Source organism: Pantoea pleuroti, from assembly GCF_014156615.1.
GTDB classification, from domain to species: Bacteria; Pseudomonadota; Gammaproteobacteria; order Enterobacterales; family Enterobacteriaceae; genus Pantoea; species Pantoea agglomerans.
This window is the reverse complement of the sequence record NZ_SBFD01000013.1, coordinates 1-16,141: the sequence shown is the minus strand read 5'-3', so window position 1 is coordinate 16,141 and position 16,141 is coordinate 1. Positions and strand designations below refer to the sequence as shown.

Below are 16,141 nucleotides of genomic sequence, written 5' to 3'. Positions count from 1 at the left end.
GACCCTGACACCCTTATCGTCTTGAAAAACTTCTACACCCGACCTTTCAGGCAGCAGCAAAATCAGCAACGCCATGTTCCCCCCTAATCTACAGGGAACCGGCTCCGTTGCCGCCTGTCCACATTCTGAAACGCTCTGGATAATCACCCGGTGGGCATAACATCGTCTTTTATCTAGCCACGTAATGTTGCGTTCGTCAAATGCGTTAAAGTGCGCTGAAGATGTGGCTAAATAACGGAAATTCGTAGAATTTATCGGGAACGAAGCGGGATAAGTTATTCTTATCGCTAAATCCCGCACAATGAAGGGGCATTTTACTGTTAATGCAGTGAAATGCCCCATTTGCTGTTAATCAGTAGCAAAAATGCTGCACAACCTGACTGATAAGCGCCCTTGTCGGCTTAATAAATGCAGTATCAATAAATTCGTCTGGCTGATGTGCCTGCTCAATCGACCCCGGACCCAGTACCAGCGTCGGGCAGAGCTGCTGAATAAAAGGCGCTTCGGTGCAGTAGTTCACCACCTCAGTAGGTATACCCAGTAATTTCTCGACCACATTGACCAGTTCATGATCTGCCGGGCACTCGTACCCAGGAATCGGCGGATGCAGTTCAGCCACCGTGACACGGCCCGGCCAGCGCGCACTGACCGGTGCCAGCGCCTCATTCAGTAGCCCATCGAGATCGTTCAGCGACAGGCCCGGCAGTGGACGAATATCCATATGCAGTTCACAGCAGGCGCAGATACGGTTAGCGGCGTCACCGCCATGAATATGGCCGAAGTTCATGGTGGGGTAGGGGATGGCAAAACCGTCATGGTGATAACGCTGCTGCAGCGTATTACGCAGTTGCATCAGATGGGTGATCGACTCATGCATCAGTTCAATGGCGTTGACGCCACGTGCGGGATCGCTGGAATGGCCCGATTTCCCCTCAATGCGGATCACATTGGACAGGTGACCTTTGTGCGCACGTACCGGTTTAAGCGAGGTTGGTTCACCGATGATGGCGCAGTCGGGACGCAGCTGCGTCGATTCAGAAAAATATTTGGCGCCAGCCATGGTGGTCTCTTCATCGGCCGTAGCGAGGATATAGAGCGGTTTGCTCAGCGTGCTGACATCCACATCGCGCAGTGTATCGAGAATAAAGGCGAAGAAGCCTTTCATGTCTGCCGTACCCAGGCCATAGAGCTTGTTGTCGTGCTCGGTCAGGGTAAAGGGATCGCGTGTCCAGCGGCCATCGTCAAAAGGAACGGTATCGGTGTGACCCGCTAACAGCAGGCCGCCCGCACCGCTTCCGGTGCGCGCCAGCATATTAAATTTATTGCGGGTGCCGGGCACTGGCTGCACTTCAACGCTGAAGCCGAGGTCGCGGAACCAGCCGGCCAGCAAATTGATTAAAGTTTCATTACTCTGATCCAGTGCGGCATCGGTTGCGCTGATCGACGGTGTAGCGATTAACTGGCGGTACAGTTCAATAAAAGGCGGTAATTTTGTCTTCACTGTTGGCGGTCCTTGGGTTAGGATGTATCCATATTCATGCAGTAATAGTGAATAAAAATACATTAACGTCCTCTGCAAGGGAACCTTAAATCACTGCAGATGACAGGGCGGGTAACGGGGCAAGGCCGCGACCCGGAACGTGCGACTGTAAAAAGGGTTACAGCCTGATGTTGAATACGCTGATCGTTGGTGCCAGTGGTTATGCTGGCACAGAGCTTGCCACCTTCCTGAATCGCCATCCACATATCAACATAACCGCTTTGGCGGTTTCGGCGCAAAGCCCTGATGCCGGCAAGCGCCTCTCCGATCTCCATCCGCAGCTGAAAGGTGTGGTGGATTTGCCGCTGCAGCCGCTGAGCAGCGCGGCCGAGTGGGCAGACAAGGTGGATGTGGTGTTCCTGGCGACGGCCCACGAAGTCAGCCACGATCTGGCGCCGGAATTTCTCAAGGCTGGCTGTGTGGTGTTCGACCTGTCGGGCGCGTTCCGCGTTAATGACGCTGATTTTTATACCCGCTTTTATGGCTTCACCCATCAGCATGGCGACTGGCTGGACAAAGCCGTTTACGGCCTTGCCGAATATCAGCATGAGAAAATCCAGCAGGCGCAGCTGGTGGCTGTGCCAGGTTGCTACCCGACCGCTGCGCAGCTAGCGCTGAAGCCCCTGGTGGATGCCGGACTGTTAAACGAGGCGCAGTGGCCGGTAATCAACGCCACCAGCGGCGTGAGCGGTGCCGGACGTAAAGCCAGTGTCGGCACCAGCTTCTGTGAAGTAAGCCTGCAGCCTTACGGCCTGTTCAATCATCGTCATCACCCGGAAATCGTTGCGCACCTTGGTACGCCGGTGATCTTCACTCCGCATCTGGGTAACTTCCCGCGCGGGATCCTGGCGACGATTACCTGCCGTCTGAAAGCGGGTGTCAGCCGTGAAGATATTGCCGCAGTTTTCCATCGCGCCTATGACAACAAGCCACTGGTGCGGCTCTACGAGCAGGGCGTACCGGCGCTGAAAGCCGTTGTGGGTCTGCCTTACTGCGATATCGGTTTTGAAGTGCAGGGCGAGCATCTGATTGTCGTGGCAGCCGAAGATAATCTGCTGAAAGGCGCGGCATCGCAGGCGGTACAGTGCCTGAACATCCGGTTCGGCTTCCCTGAAACGCAGTCACTGATTTAACGGATAAATAAACCATGACCAATCCATTGATTATCAAGCTGGGCGGTGTGTTGTTAGACAGCGAAGAAGCGCTGGCCCGCCTGTTTGAAGCGCTGTTGACCTACCGCAGCGCCCATCAGCGTCCGCTGATCATTGTCCACGGCGGCGGTTGCCTGGTGGATGAACTGATGAAAAAGCTGGCGCTGCCGGTGAAGAAGAAAAATGGCCTGCGTGTCACACCAGCCGATCAGATCGACATTATTACCGGTGCGCTGGCAGGAACCGCGAATAAAACGCTGCTGGCCTGGGCAAAAAAATCTGGCATCAACGCGGTAGGCCTCTGCCTGGGCGATGCGGGCATCGTGAATGTCACACCGTTTGATGAAGAACTCGGCCATGTTGGCCACGCAATGCCGGGCGATCCGGCATTGCTGAACACCCTGCTGGCGGCCGGTTATATGCCGGTGGTGAGCTCAATTGGTATTACTGAAAGCGGCGACCTGATGAACGTCAACGCTGATCAGGCGGCGACCGCACTGGCCTCGACGCTGGGCGCTGATCTGGTCCTGTTGTCAGACGTCAGTGGTATTCTCGACGGCAAAGGTCAGCGCATCGAAGAGATGACCGCCGACAAAGCTGAGCAGCTGATTACCCAGGGCATTATTACCGACGGCATGATTGTGAAAGTGCACGCTGCGCTTGATGCAGCGCGTACCCTGGGCCGCCCGGTGGATATTGCCAGCTGGCGTCACGCTGAGCGGCTGCCTGACCTGTTTAACGGCGTGTCGATTGGCACCCGGATTCTCGCTTAACGACTCTGATTCAAGGATTACGAAATGCAAACGCAAAACATCAAAAAAATCGTTCTGGCTTACTCCGGTGGTCTTGATACTTCGGCCATCATTCCATGGCTGAAAGAGAACTACGGCGGCTGTGAAGTCGTCGCTTTTGTCGCAGATATCGGTCAGGAGCGCGGCGATCTGGAAGGTGTAGAGAAGAAAGCCCTGCAGTCCGGCGCATCTGAATGCCACGTGGTTGACCTGCGTGAAGAGTTCATCAGCGACTATGTCTATCCGGTGCTGCAGACTGGCGCCCTCTATGAAGGCACTTATCTGCTGGGCACTTCAATGGCGCGTCCTATCATCGCTAAAGCACAGGTTGAGCTGGCGCTGAAAGTGGGTGCGGATGCGCTGTGTCACGGCGCAACCGGTAAAGGTAATGACCAGGTGCGTTTCGAAACCACCTACACCGCGCTGGCACCACAGCTGAAAGTGGTGGCCCCGTGGCGTGAATGGAACCTGCGTTCACGTGAAGCGCTGCTGGACTACCTGAAAGAGCGCAACATTCCGACCACCGCGTCACTGGAGAAAATCTACAGCCGCGACGAGAACGCCTGGCACATCTCTACCGAAGGTGGCGTGCTGGAAAGCCCGGCCAATGCACCAAATAAAGATTGCTGGGTCTGGACTGTCGATCCGCTGGAAGCGCCTGACCAGCCTGAAGAAGTGACCGTGACCGTGGAAAAAGGTCGGGTCGTGGCGGTTAACGGCGAAAAACTGAGTCCGTTCCAGTGCCTGGAAAAACTTAACGTGCTGGGCGCAAAACATGGCGTCGGCCGTATCGATATCGTTGAGAACCGTCTGGTAGGGATTAAATCCCGCGGCTGCTACGAAACCCCTGGCGGCACCATCATGGTCAATGCGCTGCGTGCGGTTGAGCAGCTGGTGCTGGATCGCGATAGCTTCAAATGGCGTGAGCAGCTCGGCCACGAGATGTCCTATGTGGTTTATGACGGCCGCTGGTTCGCCCCGCTGCGTAAGTCGATTCAGGCCGCTGCCGAATCGCTGGCGGAAGAGGTTAACGGTGAAGTGGTACTGCAGCTCTACAAAGGCCAGGCGACAGCCACCCAGAAGCGTTCCGCGAACAGCCTCTACTCGGAAGAGTTCGCCACCTTCGGTGAAGATGAAGTGTACGATCACCGTCATGCTGGCGGCTTTATCCGTCTGTTCTCGCTCTCTTCGCGTATCCGCGCCCTGAACGAGCAGAAGAAGTAATTTTCAGGCGAGGTGCGCCTCGCCTCACAGTTTCATTTCAGGGGCGGCATTTATGCCGCCCCTTGTTTAACGATTCAGAGGAGTTTTCACATGGCACTTTGGGGTGGACGGTTTACTCAGGCAGCGGATCAACGTTTTAAACAGTTCAATGACTCGCTGCGCTTCGATTACCGCCTGGCAGAGCAGGACATCATTGGCTCTGTTGCCTGGTCCAAAGCGCTGGTGACGGTAAATGTTCTGACTCAGGATGAGCAGCAGCAGCTGGAAGCGGCTCTGAATACGTTACTGGATGAAGTCCGTGAGGATCCTGAGCAGATTCTGCAGAGCGACGCCGAAGATATCCACAGCTGGGTTGAAGGCCAGCTGATCGACAAGGTGGGCGCGCTGGGCAAAAAACTGCACACCGGACGTAGCCGTAACGATCAGGTCGCGACCGATCTCAAGCTGTGGTGCAAGGTGCAGATTGAGGCGCTGCTGGGCGCCACCCGTGATCTCCAGCAGGCGCTGGTGGTCACCGCCGAAGCCAATCAGGATGCGGTGATGCCGGGCTACACGCATCTGCAGCGTGCGCAGCCGGTGACGTTTGCGCACTGGTGCCTGGCCTACGTTGAAATGCTGGCGCGTGACGAGAGTCGTCTGCAGGATACGCTGAAGCGGCTCGATGTCAGTCCGCTGGGCTGTGGCGCACTGGCCGGTACCGCGTATGAGATCGATCGTCAGCAGCTGGCAGGCTGGCTGGGCTTTGCCTCCGCCACGCGCAACAGTCTGGATACCGTATCAGACCGCGATCATGTGCTGGAGCTGCTCTCTGATGCTGCCATCGGCATGGTGCATCTGTCGCGCTTCGCCGAAGATATGATCTTCTTCAACACTGGTGAAGCGGGCTTTATCGAGCTGTCAGATAAAGTGACCTCCGGCTCATCGCTGATGCCGCAGAAGAAAAACCCGGATGCGCTGGAGCTGATTCGCGGCAAGTGTGGCCGGGTGCAGGGCGCGCTGACCGGCATGATGATGACGTTGAAAGGTCTGCCGCTGGCCTACAACAAAGATATGCAGGAAGACAAAGAGGGGCTGTTTGACGCGCTCGACACCTGGCTCGACTGTCTGCATATGTCAGTACTGGTGCTGGATGGCCTGCAGGTCAAACGTCCGCGCTGCCAGGAAGCGGCTGAACAGGGTTACGCAAACTCCACTGAACTGGCTGACTATCTGGTCGCCAAAGGCGTGCCGTTCCGTGAAGCTCACCATATCGTTGGCGAAGTAGTGGTTGCCGCCATCGGGCAGGGCGTGGCGCTGGAAGCGCTGTCGCTGGCACAGCTGCAGGAGTTCAGTGCAGTGATTGGCGAGGATGTCTATCCGATTCTGGCGCTGCAGTCCTGTCTGGATAAGCGTAATGCACAGGGCGGCGTCTCGCCACAGCAGGTTGCGCGTGCCATCGGTGACGCAAAGCAGCGTCTGGCGTAATGGTAAAGCTGGCAAAGCAAAGGCTTTGCCAGCTTTTGTAACCGTCTTTTTAACCCCCTCCTGAATTATCCTTCCTTGTTGAATCATTTTTTTGACTATTGCCAGGTTTTATATCTGAAACAAATTTCGGGAAATTTTTATTGTGGCATTTCAGTTTTTATAAAAATAATTTATGGATTTTTTGCGATTTTTTAAAGAGGTAAATACATTTAAATTGTCCCTGTAACAGAATGCGGTTACTTATTTTAAATGTTCTTGATTTGGGCCGGGAGGGCTTATGCGTGAATTAACATTAGATGAAGTTTCAGGCGTTTCAGGTGCTGCTATTACTCCTAATGATGCTGCATTATTTATCGGTGATCATTTGGCTAGCTCCGTCATTGGTGGTGTTGCGGCTGCTGTTGCGGGAGGCGCTATCGGTTATTTGCACGGTGGCGATGCAATGGGGATTTTAGGCCTGAGTGTAATTGGGCAATTGGTTGGAGCCGTTGGTGGTGCGATAATTGGCGGAATTGGAGGCGTAATCGGCGGCGCAATGGTATCGTTATCATATAGCCTGCCCTTGGTCGAGCAATTAGCACAAACTATTATTTCAGGTGGAATTCAGTAATTACTAACCATTCATTTAATAATGAATTTTTTTGCTATTCAAAAGGAATCGATGATGCGTACATTAAATAGTAATGAATTGAATTCAGTATCTGGAGCTTATGGCGAAAATTTACTGGCGAATGTTGCCGAAGGTATAGCATGTTCAATTGGCGGAGCTGTACTGGGTTCCTGGACGTTAGCTATTTTGGGCGGTCGTGGTGCCAGTTCTGCGGACGTCATTGGTATCGGCGGTGGTATTACCGCACTTGTCGGCATGATTGGTGGAGCGATCGCTGGAGCCGCAGCTGGTGCTGTTTATGGCCCTTACGTTGGTTGGGATGCCGGGCTTGTTGTGGCACAAGATTTAATAGGCGATTTGATGAAAGGCCTGCCTGGGGCATAACGTCAGCTCGTTATGTCTGAACTGCAGGCAAAAAAAAGCGGGCACATTAAATGCCCGCCAACCTCTAGCTTCAGAATTACTCATTTTTATAGGCACATCATCAAAGCGCCTGCTCTCCCGGCCGACGCTCAGATTCTCTTACGCTGACAGCAAATATTGTTGCAGATCCTCACTGCCGCCAATGTGACGACCCCCCATGAAGATCTGCGGTACCGTCGCCCGGCCTGAAACGGCGCGCAGACTCACGGTTGTTGCATCCTGTCCCAGCACGATCTCTTCGTACTGAATACCATGATCCATCAGCATCTGTTTTGCCTGTGTGCAGAAAGTGCAGCCAGGTTTGGTGAAGATTGAGACCGACTCCTGAGCTTTACACTCGGGTGCCAGATAGCGCAGCATGGTGTCGGCATCAGAGACCTCAAATGGGTCGCCCGGCTTGTTTGGCTCAACAAACATTTTCTCTACCACGCCGTTACGCACCAGCATCGAGTAGCGCCACGAACGTGGGCCAAAGCCGAGATCGGCTTTCTCAACCAGCATCTCCATGCCACGGGTAAATTCGCCGTTGCCATCTGGGATAAAGGTAATGTTGTCTGCGCGCTGCTCTGCTTTCCAGGCGTTCATCACAAACGTGTCATTCACCGAGACGCACAGAATGCTGTCCACACCCTGCTGGGCAAACAGACCCGCTAATTCGTTGTAACGCGGCAGATGGCTGGAGGAGCAGGTTGGTGTGAATGCACCCGGCAGTGAAAAAACGATGACCGTTTTGTCTTTAAACAGCGCTTCAGTGGTGACATCGACCCAGCGATCGCCCTGACGTGTGTGAAAAGTCACTGACGGAATAGCTTTACCTTCCTGACTTGCAAACATTTTTTTCTCCTGACATACCGCGTTCCATTTGATGTGCGCATTATTCCCAACCACCCTTGATAGGGCCAATCGTTCATTGCTATTCTATCTATCGCCACGGGCTATCGTGGCTTGGAGGGTAATAATGAATATTCGTGATCTTGAATATCTGGTTTCGCTTGCTGAACACCGTCATTTCCGCCGTGCCGCGGATGCGTGTCATGTCAGTCAGCCGACGTTAAGCGGGCAGATCCGTAAGCTGGAAGATGAGCTGGGTGTGATGCTGCTGGAGCGCACCAGCCGTAAAGTGCTGTTCACCCAGGCAGGTTTGCTGCTGGTGGATCAGGCGCGTACGGTGCTGCGTGAAGTGAAAGTGCTGAAAGAGATGGCCAGTCAGCAAGGGGAAGCGATGTCAGGTCCGCTGCATATTGGCCTCATCCCGACTACCGCGCCCTATTTATTGCCACAGATTATCCCGACGCTGCACCAGACATTCCCGAAACTGGAGATGTATCTGCACGAAGCGCAGACGCAGCAGCTGCTGGCACAGCTCGATAGCGGCAAGCTGGACTGCGCGATTATCGCGCTGGTCAAAGAGAGCCAGGCCTTTATCGAAGTGCCGTTGTTTGATGAGCCGATGAAGCTGGCAGTCTATGCCGATCATCCCTGGTGCGATCGCGACCGGGTGCCTATGTCCGATCTGGCAGGCGAGAAATTGCTGATGCTGGAAGATGGGCACTGTCTGCGTGACCAGGCGATGGGGTTCTGCTTTGAGGCGGGCGCCGATGAAGATACCCATTTCCGCGCGACCAGTCTTGAGACGCTGCGCAATATGGTGGCGGCAGGCAGCGGGATTACGCTGCTACCGGCGCTGGCAGTCCCACCGGAGCGTATCCGCGACGGCGTCTGCTATCTCACCTGCTACAAACCGGTGCCACAGCGTACGATTGCGCTGGTCTATCGTCCGGGTTCACCTCTGCGCAGCCGATATGAACAGCTGGCAGAGGCGATTAAAACCCACATGCAGCACTATTTCGACGCCACGTTAAAACAGGCGGTTTAAGCCGTTTAACGCCGCAACGCGATAGGCTTCGGCCATGGTCGGATAGTTAAAGGTGGTATTCACGAAGTACTCAATCGTGTTGCCACCGTTTTTCTGCTCCATGATCGCCTGACCGATATGAATAATCTCGGCGGCACGTTCACCAAAGCAGTGAATTCCCAGAATCTCTTTGGTTTCCCGATGGAACAGAATCTTCAGGCTGCCAACGTTCATGCCAACGATCTGCGCTCGCGCCAGATGTTTGAACTGCGCGCGGCCCACTTCGTAAGGCACCTTCATTGCCGTCAGTTGCTGCTCGGTTTTACCCACGGAGCTGATTTCCGGAATGGTGTAAATCCCGGTTGGGATATCTTCAATCAGGTGCGCTGACGCTTCCCCTTTGATAATCGCCTGAGCGGCAATACGGCCCTGATCGTAGGCGGCTGAGGCCAGGCTTGGATAGCCAATCACGTCACCAACGGCATAAATGTGCGGCTGAGCCGTCTGATACATGCTGTTCACTTTCAGCAGGCCACGACCATCCGCTTCCAGACCCACATTTTCCAGCGACAGCGAATCGGTGTTGCCGGTACGGCCGTTGGCGTAAAGCAGGCAGTCGGCTTTTACTTTCTTACCCGACTTCAGATGCATGATGACGCCATCTTCCACCCCTTCGATCTTCTCAAACTCTTCGTTGTGACGAATCACCACGCCGCTGTTCCAGAAGTGGTAAGAGAGAGAGTCAGACATCTCCTGATCAAGAAACGCCAGCAGGCGATCGCGGGTGTTAATCAGGTCAACTTTGACGTTCAGGCCACGGAAAATCGACGCATATTCACAGCCAATCACGCCCGCGCCATAAATAATGACGTGGCCCGGTTCGTGGTGCAGATTGAGAATAGAGTCGGAGTCATAAACGCGTGGATGAGTAAAGTCGACATTGTCAGGATGGTAAGGTCGTGAACCACAGGCGATAACAAACTTCTCTGCCGTCAGCGTCTCACGCGTGCCATCCGGTTGCTCAATCTCAATGGTGTTGGCATCAACAAAATGCGCATCGCCCTGATAAAGTTCACAACGGTTACGCTCGTAGAAGCCCTGACGCATGGCTGTCTGCTGGCTGATCACGTTTTCAGTGTGATTGAGAATGTCGGCAAAAGAGGAGCGAAGCAGTCGGGTATGATCGCTGTAGAGTGGATTTTGGTTGAATTCAATAATGCGACTGACGGCGTGGCGAAGGGCTTTAGAAGGGATGGTGCCCCAGTGCGTACAACCGCCGCCGATGTTGTGGTAGCGTTCAATCACGGCGATGCGCGCTCCCTGTTTTACCAGCCCCATCGCCGCCCCTTCACCGCCGGGCCCTGAGCCAATCACAATGGCATCGTAATCGTAAGACTTTTGCATACCGATACGTCCTATTATTTATACATTTTTACAACGAGATTCTAACATCTCGTCGCGCACTTCTGAATTCTAACAGCGATTTTCATCACATTTTGACAAAGAGTGAGGTTCACAGGCGGTGACAAAGATTGCCAATCTGTACGCTGAAAATTTTGTTATAGTGCCTGCTTAACACCGCTAAAGGCAGAGAGAATGGGCGTCAGAGCGCAACAAAAAGAACGTACACGACGTACACTGATTGAAGCAGCGTTCAGTCAGCTCAGCGCCGAGCGCAGTTTTGCCAGTCTGAGTTTGCGGGAGGTTGCCCGTGAAGCAGGGATTGCACCTACCTCCTTTTATCGTCATTTCAAGGATGTTGATGAGCTTGGCCTGACGATGGTAGATGAAAGCGGGCTGATGCTGCGACAGTTGATGCGCCAGGCGCGCCAGCGTATTGCCAAAGGCGGCAGCATCATTAAAACGTCGGTGTCGACCTTTATGGAATTTATCGGCAACAATCCCAACGCTTTCCGCCTGTTACTGCGTGAACGTTCCGGCACCTCTGCCGCTTTTCGTGCCGCCGTGGCGCGTGAAATTCAGCACTTTATCGCTGAACTGGCCGATTATCTTGAGGTCGAAAATCGCATGCCGCGCAGTTTTACCGAAGCGCAGGCTGAAGCGATGGTGACCATTGTTTTCAGCGCCGGTGCAGAAGCACTGGATGTTGATGCTGAGCAGCGACGTAAGCTTGAGGATCGGCTGGTGTTACAGCTGCGTATGATCGCCAAAGGCGCTTATTACTGGTACCGCCGGGAGCAAGAGCGACTGGCGGCCACCCTGGAAAAACCCGAAGAGCAATGAGTAAGGATCAGTCCATGACCCACCCAGGTACTCGCGATAAAAGCACACTGGTACTGGCTTTTATTACCGGCTTAGCGATTAACGGCTCGTTTTCTGTGCTGTTCAGCGCCTTTGTTCCATTTTCGATTTTTCCGCTGATTGCGCTGGGTCTGGCGGCCTGGTGTCTGCATCAGCGTTACCTCAACACCAATATGCCGGATGGTATGCCCGGACTGGCAGCGGCGTTTTTCCTGCTGGGGATTCTGGTTTATAGCGCGCTGGTGCGGGCAGAATACCCGGATATTGGCTCAAACTTCGTTCCCACCGTTCTGATGGTAGCGCTGGTGTTCTGGATTGCGACGCGTTTTAAGCGCAAGCGTAATCAGTAGTGATAAAAAAACGGGAACCTCAGGGTTCCCGTTTTTATTTACGCTTTACGTGTCAGCAGGACACCGCATTCCATATGGTGGGTATAGGGGAACTGATCAAACAGCGCCAGCCGCGTCACATCGTGCGTTTCCGCCAGTGTCTGCAGATTATCGCTCAGGGTCTGCGGATTGCAGGAGATATAAAGGATACGCGGATACGCCTGCACCATTTTCACCGTCTCTTCATCCAGTCCGCTGCGCGGCGGATCGACAAAAATCGTCTCGCATTCGTAGCTGGTCAGGTCAATTCCTTCCAGACGATTAAAGCTGCGCACGCCATTCATCGCCTGGGTAAACTCTTCTGCCGCCATACGAATGATCTGCACGTTATCAATCTGGTTCACGGCAATATTGTATTGTGCTGACGCAACAGAGGGCTTGGCGATCTCAGTCGCCAGAACGCGGCGGAAATTGCGTGCCAGCGCCAGCGAGAAGTTGCCATTACCGCAGTAGAGTTCCAGCAGGTCGCCCTGTGAATCCTGCGTCACATCCAGCGCCCACTCCAGCATCTGAATATTCATCGCCGCATTAGGCTGGGTAAAACTGTTTTCGACCTGTCGATAGATAATCTCGCGACCCGCCACCGGCAGACACTCATCAACGTAGTCGCGATCCAGACAGATTTTGGTCTTGGTGGCGCGACCAATCAGCTGCACATCCAGCCCTTCCGCGCGAAGCTGGTCACGCAGCGCCGCGGCTGCCTGCTGCCACTCATCATCCAGTTTGCGGTGATAGAGCAGCGAAATCACAATCTGATTGCTCAGGGTCGACAGATAGTCGATCTGGAACAGTTTATGACGCAGGGTACGGTTATCACGGATCGCGGCGATCATCTTTGGCATCAGCTGATTGATCAACTGGCTGGCCGCCGGGAACTGATCAACACGGATCCGCTCGCGTGTCTGCTGATCAAAGATGATGTGATAGATATCATCACCGTCGTGCCACAGACGGAATTCGGCGCGCATCCGATAGTGGCTGACCGGCGAACGGAACACCTCCACGTCGGGCGCAGCAAACGGCGTCATCATCGTCTCTAAACGACTGACTTTTTCCGCCAGCTGTGCGTCATAGTCTTCAATGGGGAGATGTTCGGGTGTCATGAGCAATCCTGATTAATAGCTTACCAGCGGGCGATTGTAGGCATTCACTTGCTGATGTCCAGTCCTGCAATGAGAAGATGTTTGGCAGTCTGGACTTCCGTATCTCCACTCCGTAGACTGCAGACGCCGGCCTCAAGCCCGAGTTAATAGGGAATCCAGTGTGAATCTGGAGCTGACGCGCAGCGGTAAGGAATGTCGTGATGAGTGCAATTGCAGACACTGTCCTGTGGGATGGGAAGTCATCATCACTTATGGTTCCCAGCCCGAAGACCTGCCGGTGTAACGTCGCTACTCGTACAATCATCGCGTACTATTGATTGTCGGCCTGCGGCATCCTGCTTCGTCTTATGGATGCGATAAAAATGACAAAAAAAACTGCTTCGCTGTTCGCTCTGAGCGCAACGGCGATTTCTCTCTGGGCGCAATACGGTTTTGCTCAGGGGAATGATGATACGCAAATAGTGACCGCCAACCGTTTTGCTGAACCTGTTTCAGGTGTGCTGGCACCCACCACCGTTGTCACACGTGATGAGATTGATCGCTGGCAGGCCAAAAGCCTGACGGATGTGATGCGCCGCCTGCCGGGTGTCGATGTCGCGCAAAGTGGCGGGTTAGGGCAGCAGAGTTCGCTGTTTATCCGTGGCACCGAATCAAGACATGTACTGATCCTGATTGATGGTATCCGGCTTAATCAGGCGGGGATCACCGGTTCGTCTGACCTCAGCCAGATCCCGCTGTCACTGGTGCAGCGCATCGAATATATTCGCGGCGCGCGTTCTGCAGTCTACGGTTCCGATGCGATTGGCGGCGTGGTGAATATCATTACGGGCCGATCGCAACCGGGCACCACGCTGACGGCGGGCGTCGGGTCCAACGGCTATCAATCCTACGATGGCTCAACTCAGCAGATGCTGGGCGATGCGACAAAGCTCACCCTGGCAGGCAACTACACCTATACCAAAGGGTATGACGTGGTGGCGGGTTATCCCAATGACTTTAGCCCGGCGCAACACGATCGCGACGGCTTCATGAGCAAAACCCTGTATGGCAACCTTGAGCATCAGTTCAGCGATGAGCTCAGTGGTTTTGTGCGCGGCTACGGGTTTGATAACCGCACCGCCTACGACGGTTCATACACCTACGATAATAATTTCAATATTATCGGGCTGGCGGATACCCGCCAGCTCTACAGTCAGACCTGGGACACCGGGTTCCGCTTCAATCGTGACTTCTACTCTACCCAGCTCATCGCCAGTTATGGCCATACCAAAGACATTAACTACGATCCGCGCAATGGCCGCTACGGTGCCGCGTCCACCTTTGATGATGTCACCCAGTACAATCTGCAGTGGGGCAACACCGTGCAGGTGGGGCAGGGGGCGATCAGCGCGGGTGTCGACTGGCAGAAAGAGACGACCGAGCCGGGCACGAACACTTTGTCAGATAGTTTTGAGCAGCGTAATACCGGTATCTACCTGACCGGCCAGCAGCAGTTTGGCAGCGTCACCCTTGAAGGTGCGGTACGCGGTGACGACAACAATCAGTTTGGCTGGCATAACACCTGGCAGACGGCGGCCTCATGGGAGTTTATCTCCGGCTACCGCGCGTTCGCCTCTTATGGCACCGCTTTTAAAGCACCTAATCTGTCGCAGGTTTACAGCCCGGTTTATGGCAATCGCGACCTCGATCCTGAAAAAAGTAAGCAGTGGGAAGGCGGTTTTGAAGGGCTGAGCGGACCGGTGAACTGGCGTGTGTCGGGCTATCGCAACGACATCGATAATCTGATTGATAGTGATCCGGCGACTTTCCGTTACTACAACATTAAGCAGGCTCGCATTAAAGGCGTTGAAGCGACCGCAGGATTCGACACCGGGCCGCTGGCGCATCAGCTCTCTTATGATTATGTCGACGCGCGGGATGGCAGCACCGATCAGCCGCTCGTACGCCGGGCTAAGCAGCAGGTGAAATATCAGCTCGACTGGACGCTGTATGAGTTTGACTGGTCAGTCACCTACCATTATCTGGGTGACCGTTATGATACGGACTTTAACAGCTCTCCCAGCCGTCGCGTGAAGTTAGGGGGCGTCAGCCTGTGGGATCTTGCCGTCTCATATCCTGTCACTTCACAACTCACGGTTCGTGGTAGAATTGCCAACCTGTTCGATAAAGATTACGAGACAGTGTATGGCTATCAGACACCAGGACGAGAGTATTACCTCAGCGGCAGCTACAACTTCTGATTTGCGTCCCACCGTGCTGGTGTTTGATTCCGGCGTCGGTGGGCTTTCTGTCTATGATGAGGTCCGTCAGCTGTTGCCGGATCTTCATTATCTTTACGCCTTCGATAACGCTGGCTTCCCTTACGGTGAAAAAAGCGAGACTTTCATTGTGGATCGGGTGGTCGCTATCGTTGAGGCCATTACCCACAGCTATCCTCTCTCGTTAGTCATCATCGCCTGTAACACGGCCAGCACCGTTTCATTGCCCGCTTTACGTGAACGTTTTGCCTTTCCTGTCGTGGGGGTGGTTCCGGCGATTAAACCGGCCGCGCGCCTGACGCGAAATGGCGTAGTGGGCTTGCTGGCGACGCGTGCCACGGTGCGCCGGCCTTATACCCATGAGCTGGTGTCGCAGTTTGCCGGTTCCTGCAAGATAGAGATGCTGGGATCAGCGGAGCTGGTTGAACTGGCAGAAGCGAAGCTCCATGGTGCGGAAGTTGCTCTGGATGAAGTGCGCCGTATTGTTCAGCCGTGGCTGCGGATGGCGGAGCCACCGGATACGGTCGTTTTAGGCTGTACGCACTTTCCTTTACTGCGCGAAGAGTTGCAGCAGGTGTTACCGGAAGGGACGCGTCTGATTGATTCCGGTGCGGCAATTGCACGACGCACAGCCTGGCTGCTGGACCATGAAGCACCTGAAGTGCATTCATCGCAGCAGAACGTTGCATTTTGTACGGAGCTGGATGGCGAAGCGGTACAATTATCACCCGTTTTACGGCGTTATGGCTTCCCGTTGCTGGAAAAACTGGCGCTTTAGCGGCTTTTAGCTGAAAAAATCAGCACTCGGAATTTTATTTGAAATTAGCACTTGTCACCCTCCGAGAACTCCCTATAATGCGCCTCCACTGACACGGCACAACGGCTTACGAAGCGCCGGGTTGAGTAGGTTCGAAATCATACGAACCAGTGAGTTAAGCGAAAATAAATGCTTGACTGACAATGCGGAAAGCGTAATATACGCAGCCCGCGCCGCAGTAAATCGCGGCATGCTCTTTAACAATTTATCAGACAATCTGTGTGGGCACTCGCAGGATTGATATCAGCGTCTCC

15 protein-coding genes and 1 riboswitch are annotated in these 16,141 nt (G+C 54.1%); of the genes, 11 read left to right on the top strand and 4 right to left on the bottom strand.

Features of this window, described 5'->3' with window-relative positions; all coding sequences use genetic code 11:
• Nucleotides 1-352: 352 nt before the first annotated feature.
• Complete coding sequence (argE, locus tag EPG66_RS20870; protein ID WP_031591839.1) at nt 353-1,501, bottom strand: acetylornithine deacetylase; 1,149 nt, start codon at nt 1,499-1,501, stop codon at nt 353-355.
• Between the two features lie 167 nt (nt 1,502-1,668).
• On the opposite strand from argE, the gene argC reads away from it, so the two are divergent.
• From argC to EPG66_RS20840, 6 genes are all read left to right on the top strand, one after another.
• Nucleotides 1,669-2,673, top strand: a complete 1,005-nt coding sequence (gene argC, locus EPG66_RS20865) for an N-acetyl-gamma-glutamyl-phosphate reductase (protein ID WP_031591838.1) — start codon at nt 1,669-1,671, stop codon at nt 2,671-2,673.
• Between the two features lie 14 nt (nt 2,674-2,687).
• Entirely contained in the window at nt 2,688-3,464 is a 777-nt protein-coding gene (gene argB / locus EPG66_RS20860; RefSeq protein WP_083070711.1) for an acetylglutamate kinase, read from the top strand.
• Between the two features lie 24 nt (nt 3,465-3,488).
• Nucleotides 3,489-4,706: an argininosuccinate synthase gene (locus EPG66_RS20855; protein WP_022624925.1), complete on the top strand. Its 1,218-nt coding sequence runs from the start codon at nt 3,489-3,491 to the stop codon at nt 4,704-4,706.
• A gap of 90 nt (nt 4,707-4,796) precedes the next feature.
• Nucleotides 4,797-6,170 carry an argininosuccinate lyase gene (argH, locus tag EPG66_RS20850; protein ID WP_083070712.1) on the top strand — a complete coding sequence of 458 codons (1,374 nt, stop codon included), beginning with the start codon at nt 4,797-4,799 and terminating at the stop codon, nt 6,168-6,170.
• A gap of 277 nt (nt 6,171-6,447) precedes the next feature.
• On the top strand, nt 6,448-6,780 hold the full coding sequence (locus EPG66_RS20845) for a hypothetical protein (protein WP_064703057.1): 333 nt from the start codon (nt 6,448-6,450) through the stop codon (nt 6,778-6,780).
• A 21-nt stretch (nt 6,781-6,801) separates the two neighbouring features.
• Nucleotides 6,802-7,164, top strand: a complete 363-nt coding sequence (locus EPG66_RS20840) for a hypothetical protein (RefSeq protein ID WP_071941051.1) — start codon at nt 6,802-6,804, stop codon at nt 7,162-7,164.
• A 138-nt stretch (nt 7,165-7,302) separates the two neighbouring features.
• Here EPG66_RS20840 and EPG66_RS20835 read toward each other — a convergent pair whose 3' ends face one another.
• Nucleotides 7,303-8,037, bottom strand: coding sequence for a glutathione peroxidase (locus tag EPG66_RS20835; RefSeq protein ID WP_010672060.1), 735 nt, complete (start codon nt 8,035-8,037; stop codon nt 7,303-7,305).
• A gap of 124 nt (nt 8,038-8,161) precedes the next feature.
• Between EPG66_RS20835 and oxyR the strand changes: the two genes are divergently transcribed.
• A complete protein-coding gene (gene oxyR, locus EPG66_RS20830) occupies nt 8,162-9,079 on the top strand; it encodes a DNA-binding transcriptional regulator OxyR (RefSeq protein ID WP_039387254.1) in 918 nt (305 codons plus the stop codon).
• Here oxyR and sthA read toward each other — a convergent pair.
• Entirely contained in the window at nt 9,062-10,462 is a 1,401-nt protein-coding gene (gene sthA / locus EPG66_RS20825; protein WP_010258130.1) for a Si-specific NAD(P)(+) transhydrogenase, read from the bottom strand. The two genes, oxyR and sthA, sit on opposite strands and share 18 nt — an antisense overlap.
• A gap of 192 nt (nt 10,463-10,654) precedes the next feature.
• On the opposite strand from sthA, the gene fabR reads away from it, so the two are divergent.
• Nucleotides 10,655-11,302 carry an HTH-type transcriptional repressor FabR gene (fabR, locus tag EPG66_RS20820; RefSeq protein ID WP_010258128.1) on the top strand — a complete coding sequence of 216 codons (648 nt, stop codon included), beginning with the start codon at nt 10,655-10,657 and terminating at the stop codon, nt 11,300-11,302.
• Nucleotides 11,303-11,316: 14 nt separating this feature from the next.
• The gene (locus EPG66_RS20815) at nt 11,317-11,670 is read left to right on the top strand and encodes a YijD family membrane protein (RefSeq protein ID WP_010258126.1); all 354 of its coding nucleotides are present in this window, start codon (nt 11,317-11,319) and stop codon (nt 11,668-11,670) included.
• Nucleotides 11,671-11,708: 38 nt separating this feature from the next.
• Here the strand turns inward: EPG66_RS20815 and trmA are convergent, their stop codons facing one another.
• A complete protein-coding gene (gene trmA / locus EPG66_RS20810) occupies nt 11,709-12,812 on the bottom strand; it encodes a tRNA (uridine(54)-C5)-methyltransferase TrmA (RefSeq protein ID WP_109653795.1) in 1,104 nt (367 codons plus the stop codon).
• A gap of 110 nt (nt 12,813-12,922) precedes the next feature.
• Nucleotides 12,923-13,105, top strand: a riboswitch (cobalamin riboswitch).
• Between the two features lie 69 nt (nt 13,106-13,174).
• Here trmA and btuB point away from each other — a divergent pair.
• Both btuB and murI read left to right on the top strand, forming a co-directional pair.
• Nucleotides 13,175-15,052, top strand: coding sequence for a TonB-dependent vitamin B12 receptor BtuB (btuB, locus tag EPG66_RS20805; RefSeq protein ID WP_182687998.1), 1,878 nt, complete (start codon nt 13,175-13,177; stop codon nt 15,050-15,052).
• Nucleotides 14,997-15,848, top strand: coding sequence for a glutamate racemase (gene murI / locus EPG66_RS20800; RefSeq protein WP_182687996.1), 852 nt, complete (start codon nt 14,997-14,999; stop codon nt 15,846-15,848). The genes btuB and murI overlap by 56 nt, the downstream gene beginning before the upstream one ends.
• Nucleotides 15,849-16,141: the final 293 nt, after the last annotated feature.

Coding starts and splice junctions, on each gene's coding strand:
- argC (WP_031591838.1), top strand. CDS start 1,669: ATGTTGAATACGCTGATCGTTGGTGCCAGTGGTTATGCTGGCACAGAG.
- argB (WP_083070711.1), top strand. CDS start 2,688: ATGACCAATCCATTGATTATCAAGCTGGGCGGTGTGTTGTTAGACAGC.
- EPG66_RS20855 (WP_022624925.1), top strand. CDS start 3,489: ATGCAAACGCAAAACATCAAAAAAATCGTTCTGGCTTACTCCGGTGGT.
- argH (WP_083070712.1), top strand. CDS start 4,797: ATGGCACTTTGGGGTGGACGGTTTACTCAGGCAGCGGATCAACGTTTT.
- EPG66_RS20845 (WP_064703057.1), top strand. CDS start 6,448: ATGCGTGAATTAACATTAGATGAAGTTTCAGGCGTTTCAGGTGCTGCT.
- EPG66_RS20840 (WP_071941051.1), top strand. CDS start 6,802: ATGAATTTTTTTGCTATTCAAAAGGAATCGATGATGCGTACATTAAAT.
- EPG66_RS20835 (WP_010672060.1), bottom strand. CDS start 8,037: ATGTTTGCAAGTCAGGAAGGTAAAGCTATTCCGTCAGTGACTTTTCAC.
- oxyR (WP_039387254.1), top strand. CDS start 8,162: ATGAATATTCGTGATCTTGAATATCTGGTTTCGCTTGCTGAACACCGT.
- sthA (WP_010258130.1), bottom strand. CDS start 10,462: ATGCAAAAGTCTTACGATTACGATGCCATTGTGATTGGCTCAGGGCCC.
- fabR (WP_010258128.1), top strand. CDS start 10,655: ATGGGCGTCAGAGCGCAACAAAAAGAACGTACACGACGTACACTGATT.
- EPG66_RS20815 (WP_010258126.1), top strand. CDS start 11,317: ATGACCCACCCAGGTACTCGCGATAAAAGCACACTGGTACTGGCTTTT.
- trmA (WP_109653795.1), bottom strand. CDS start 12,812: ATGACACCCGAACATCTCCCCATTGAAGACTATGACGCACAGCTGGCG.
- btuB (WP_182687998.1), top strand. CDS start 13,175: ATGACAAAAAAAACTGCTTCGCTGTTCGCTCTGAGCGCAACGGCGATT.
- murI (WP_182687996.1), top strand. CDS start 14,997: ATGGCTATCAGACACCAGGACGAGAGTATTACCTCAGCGGCAGCTACA.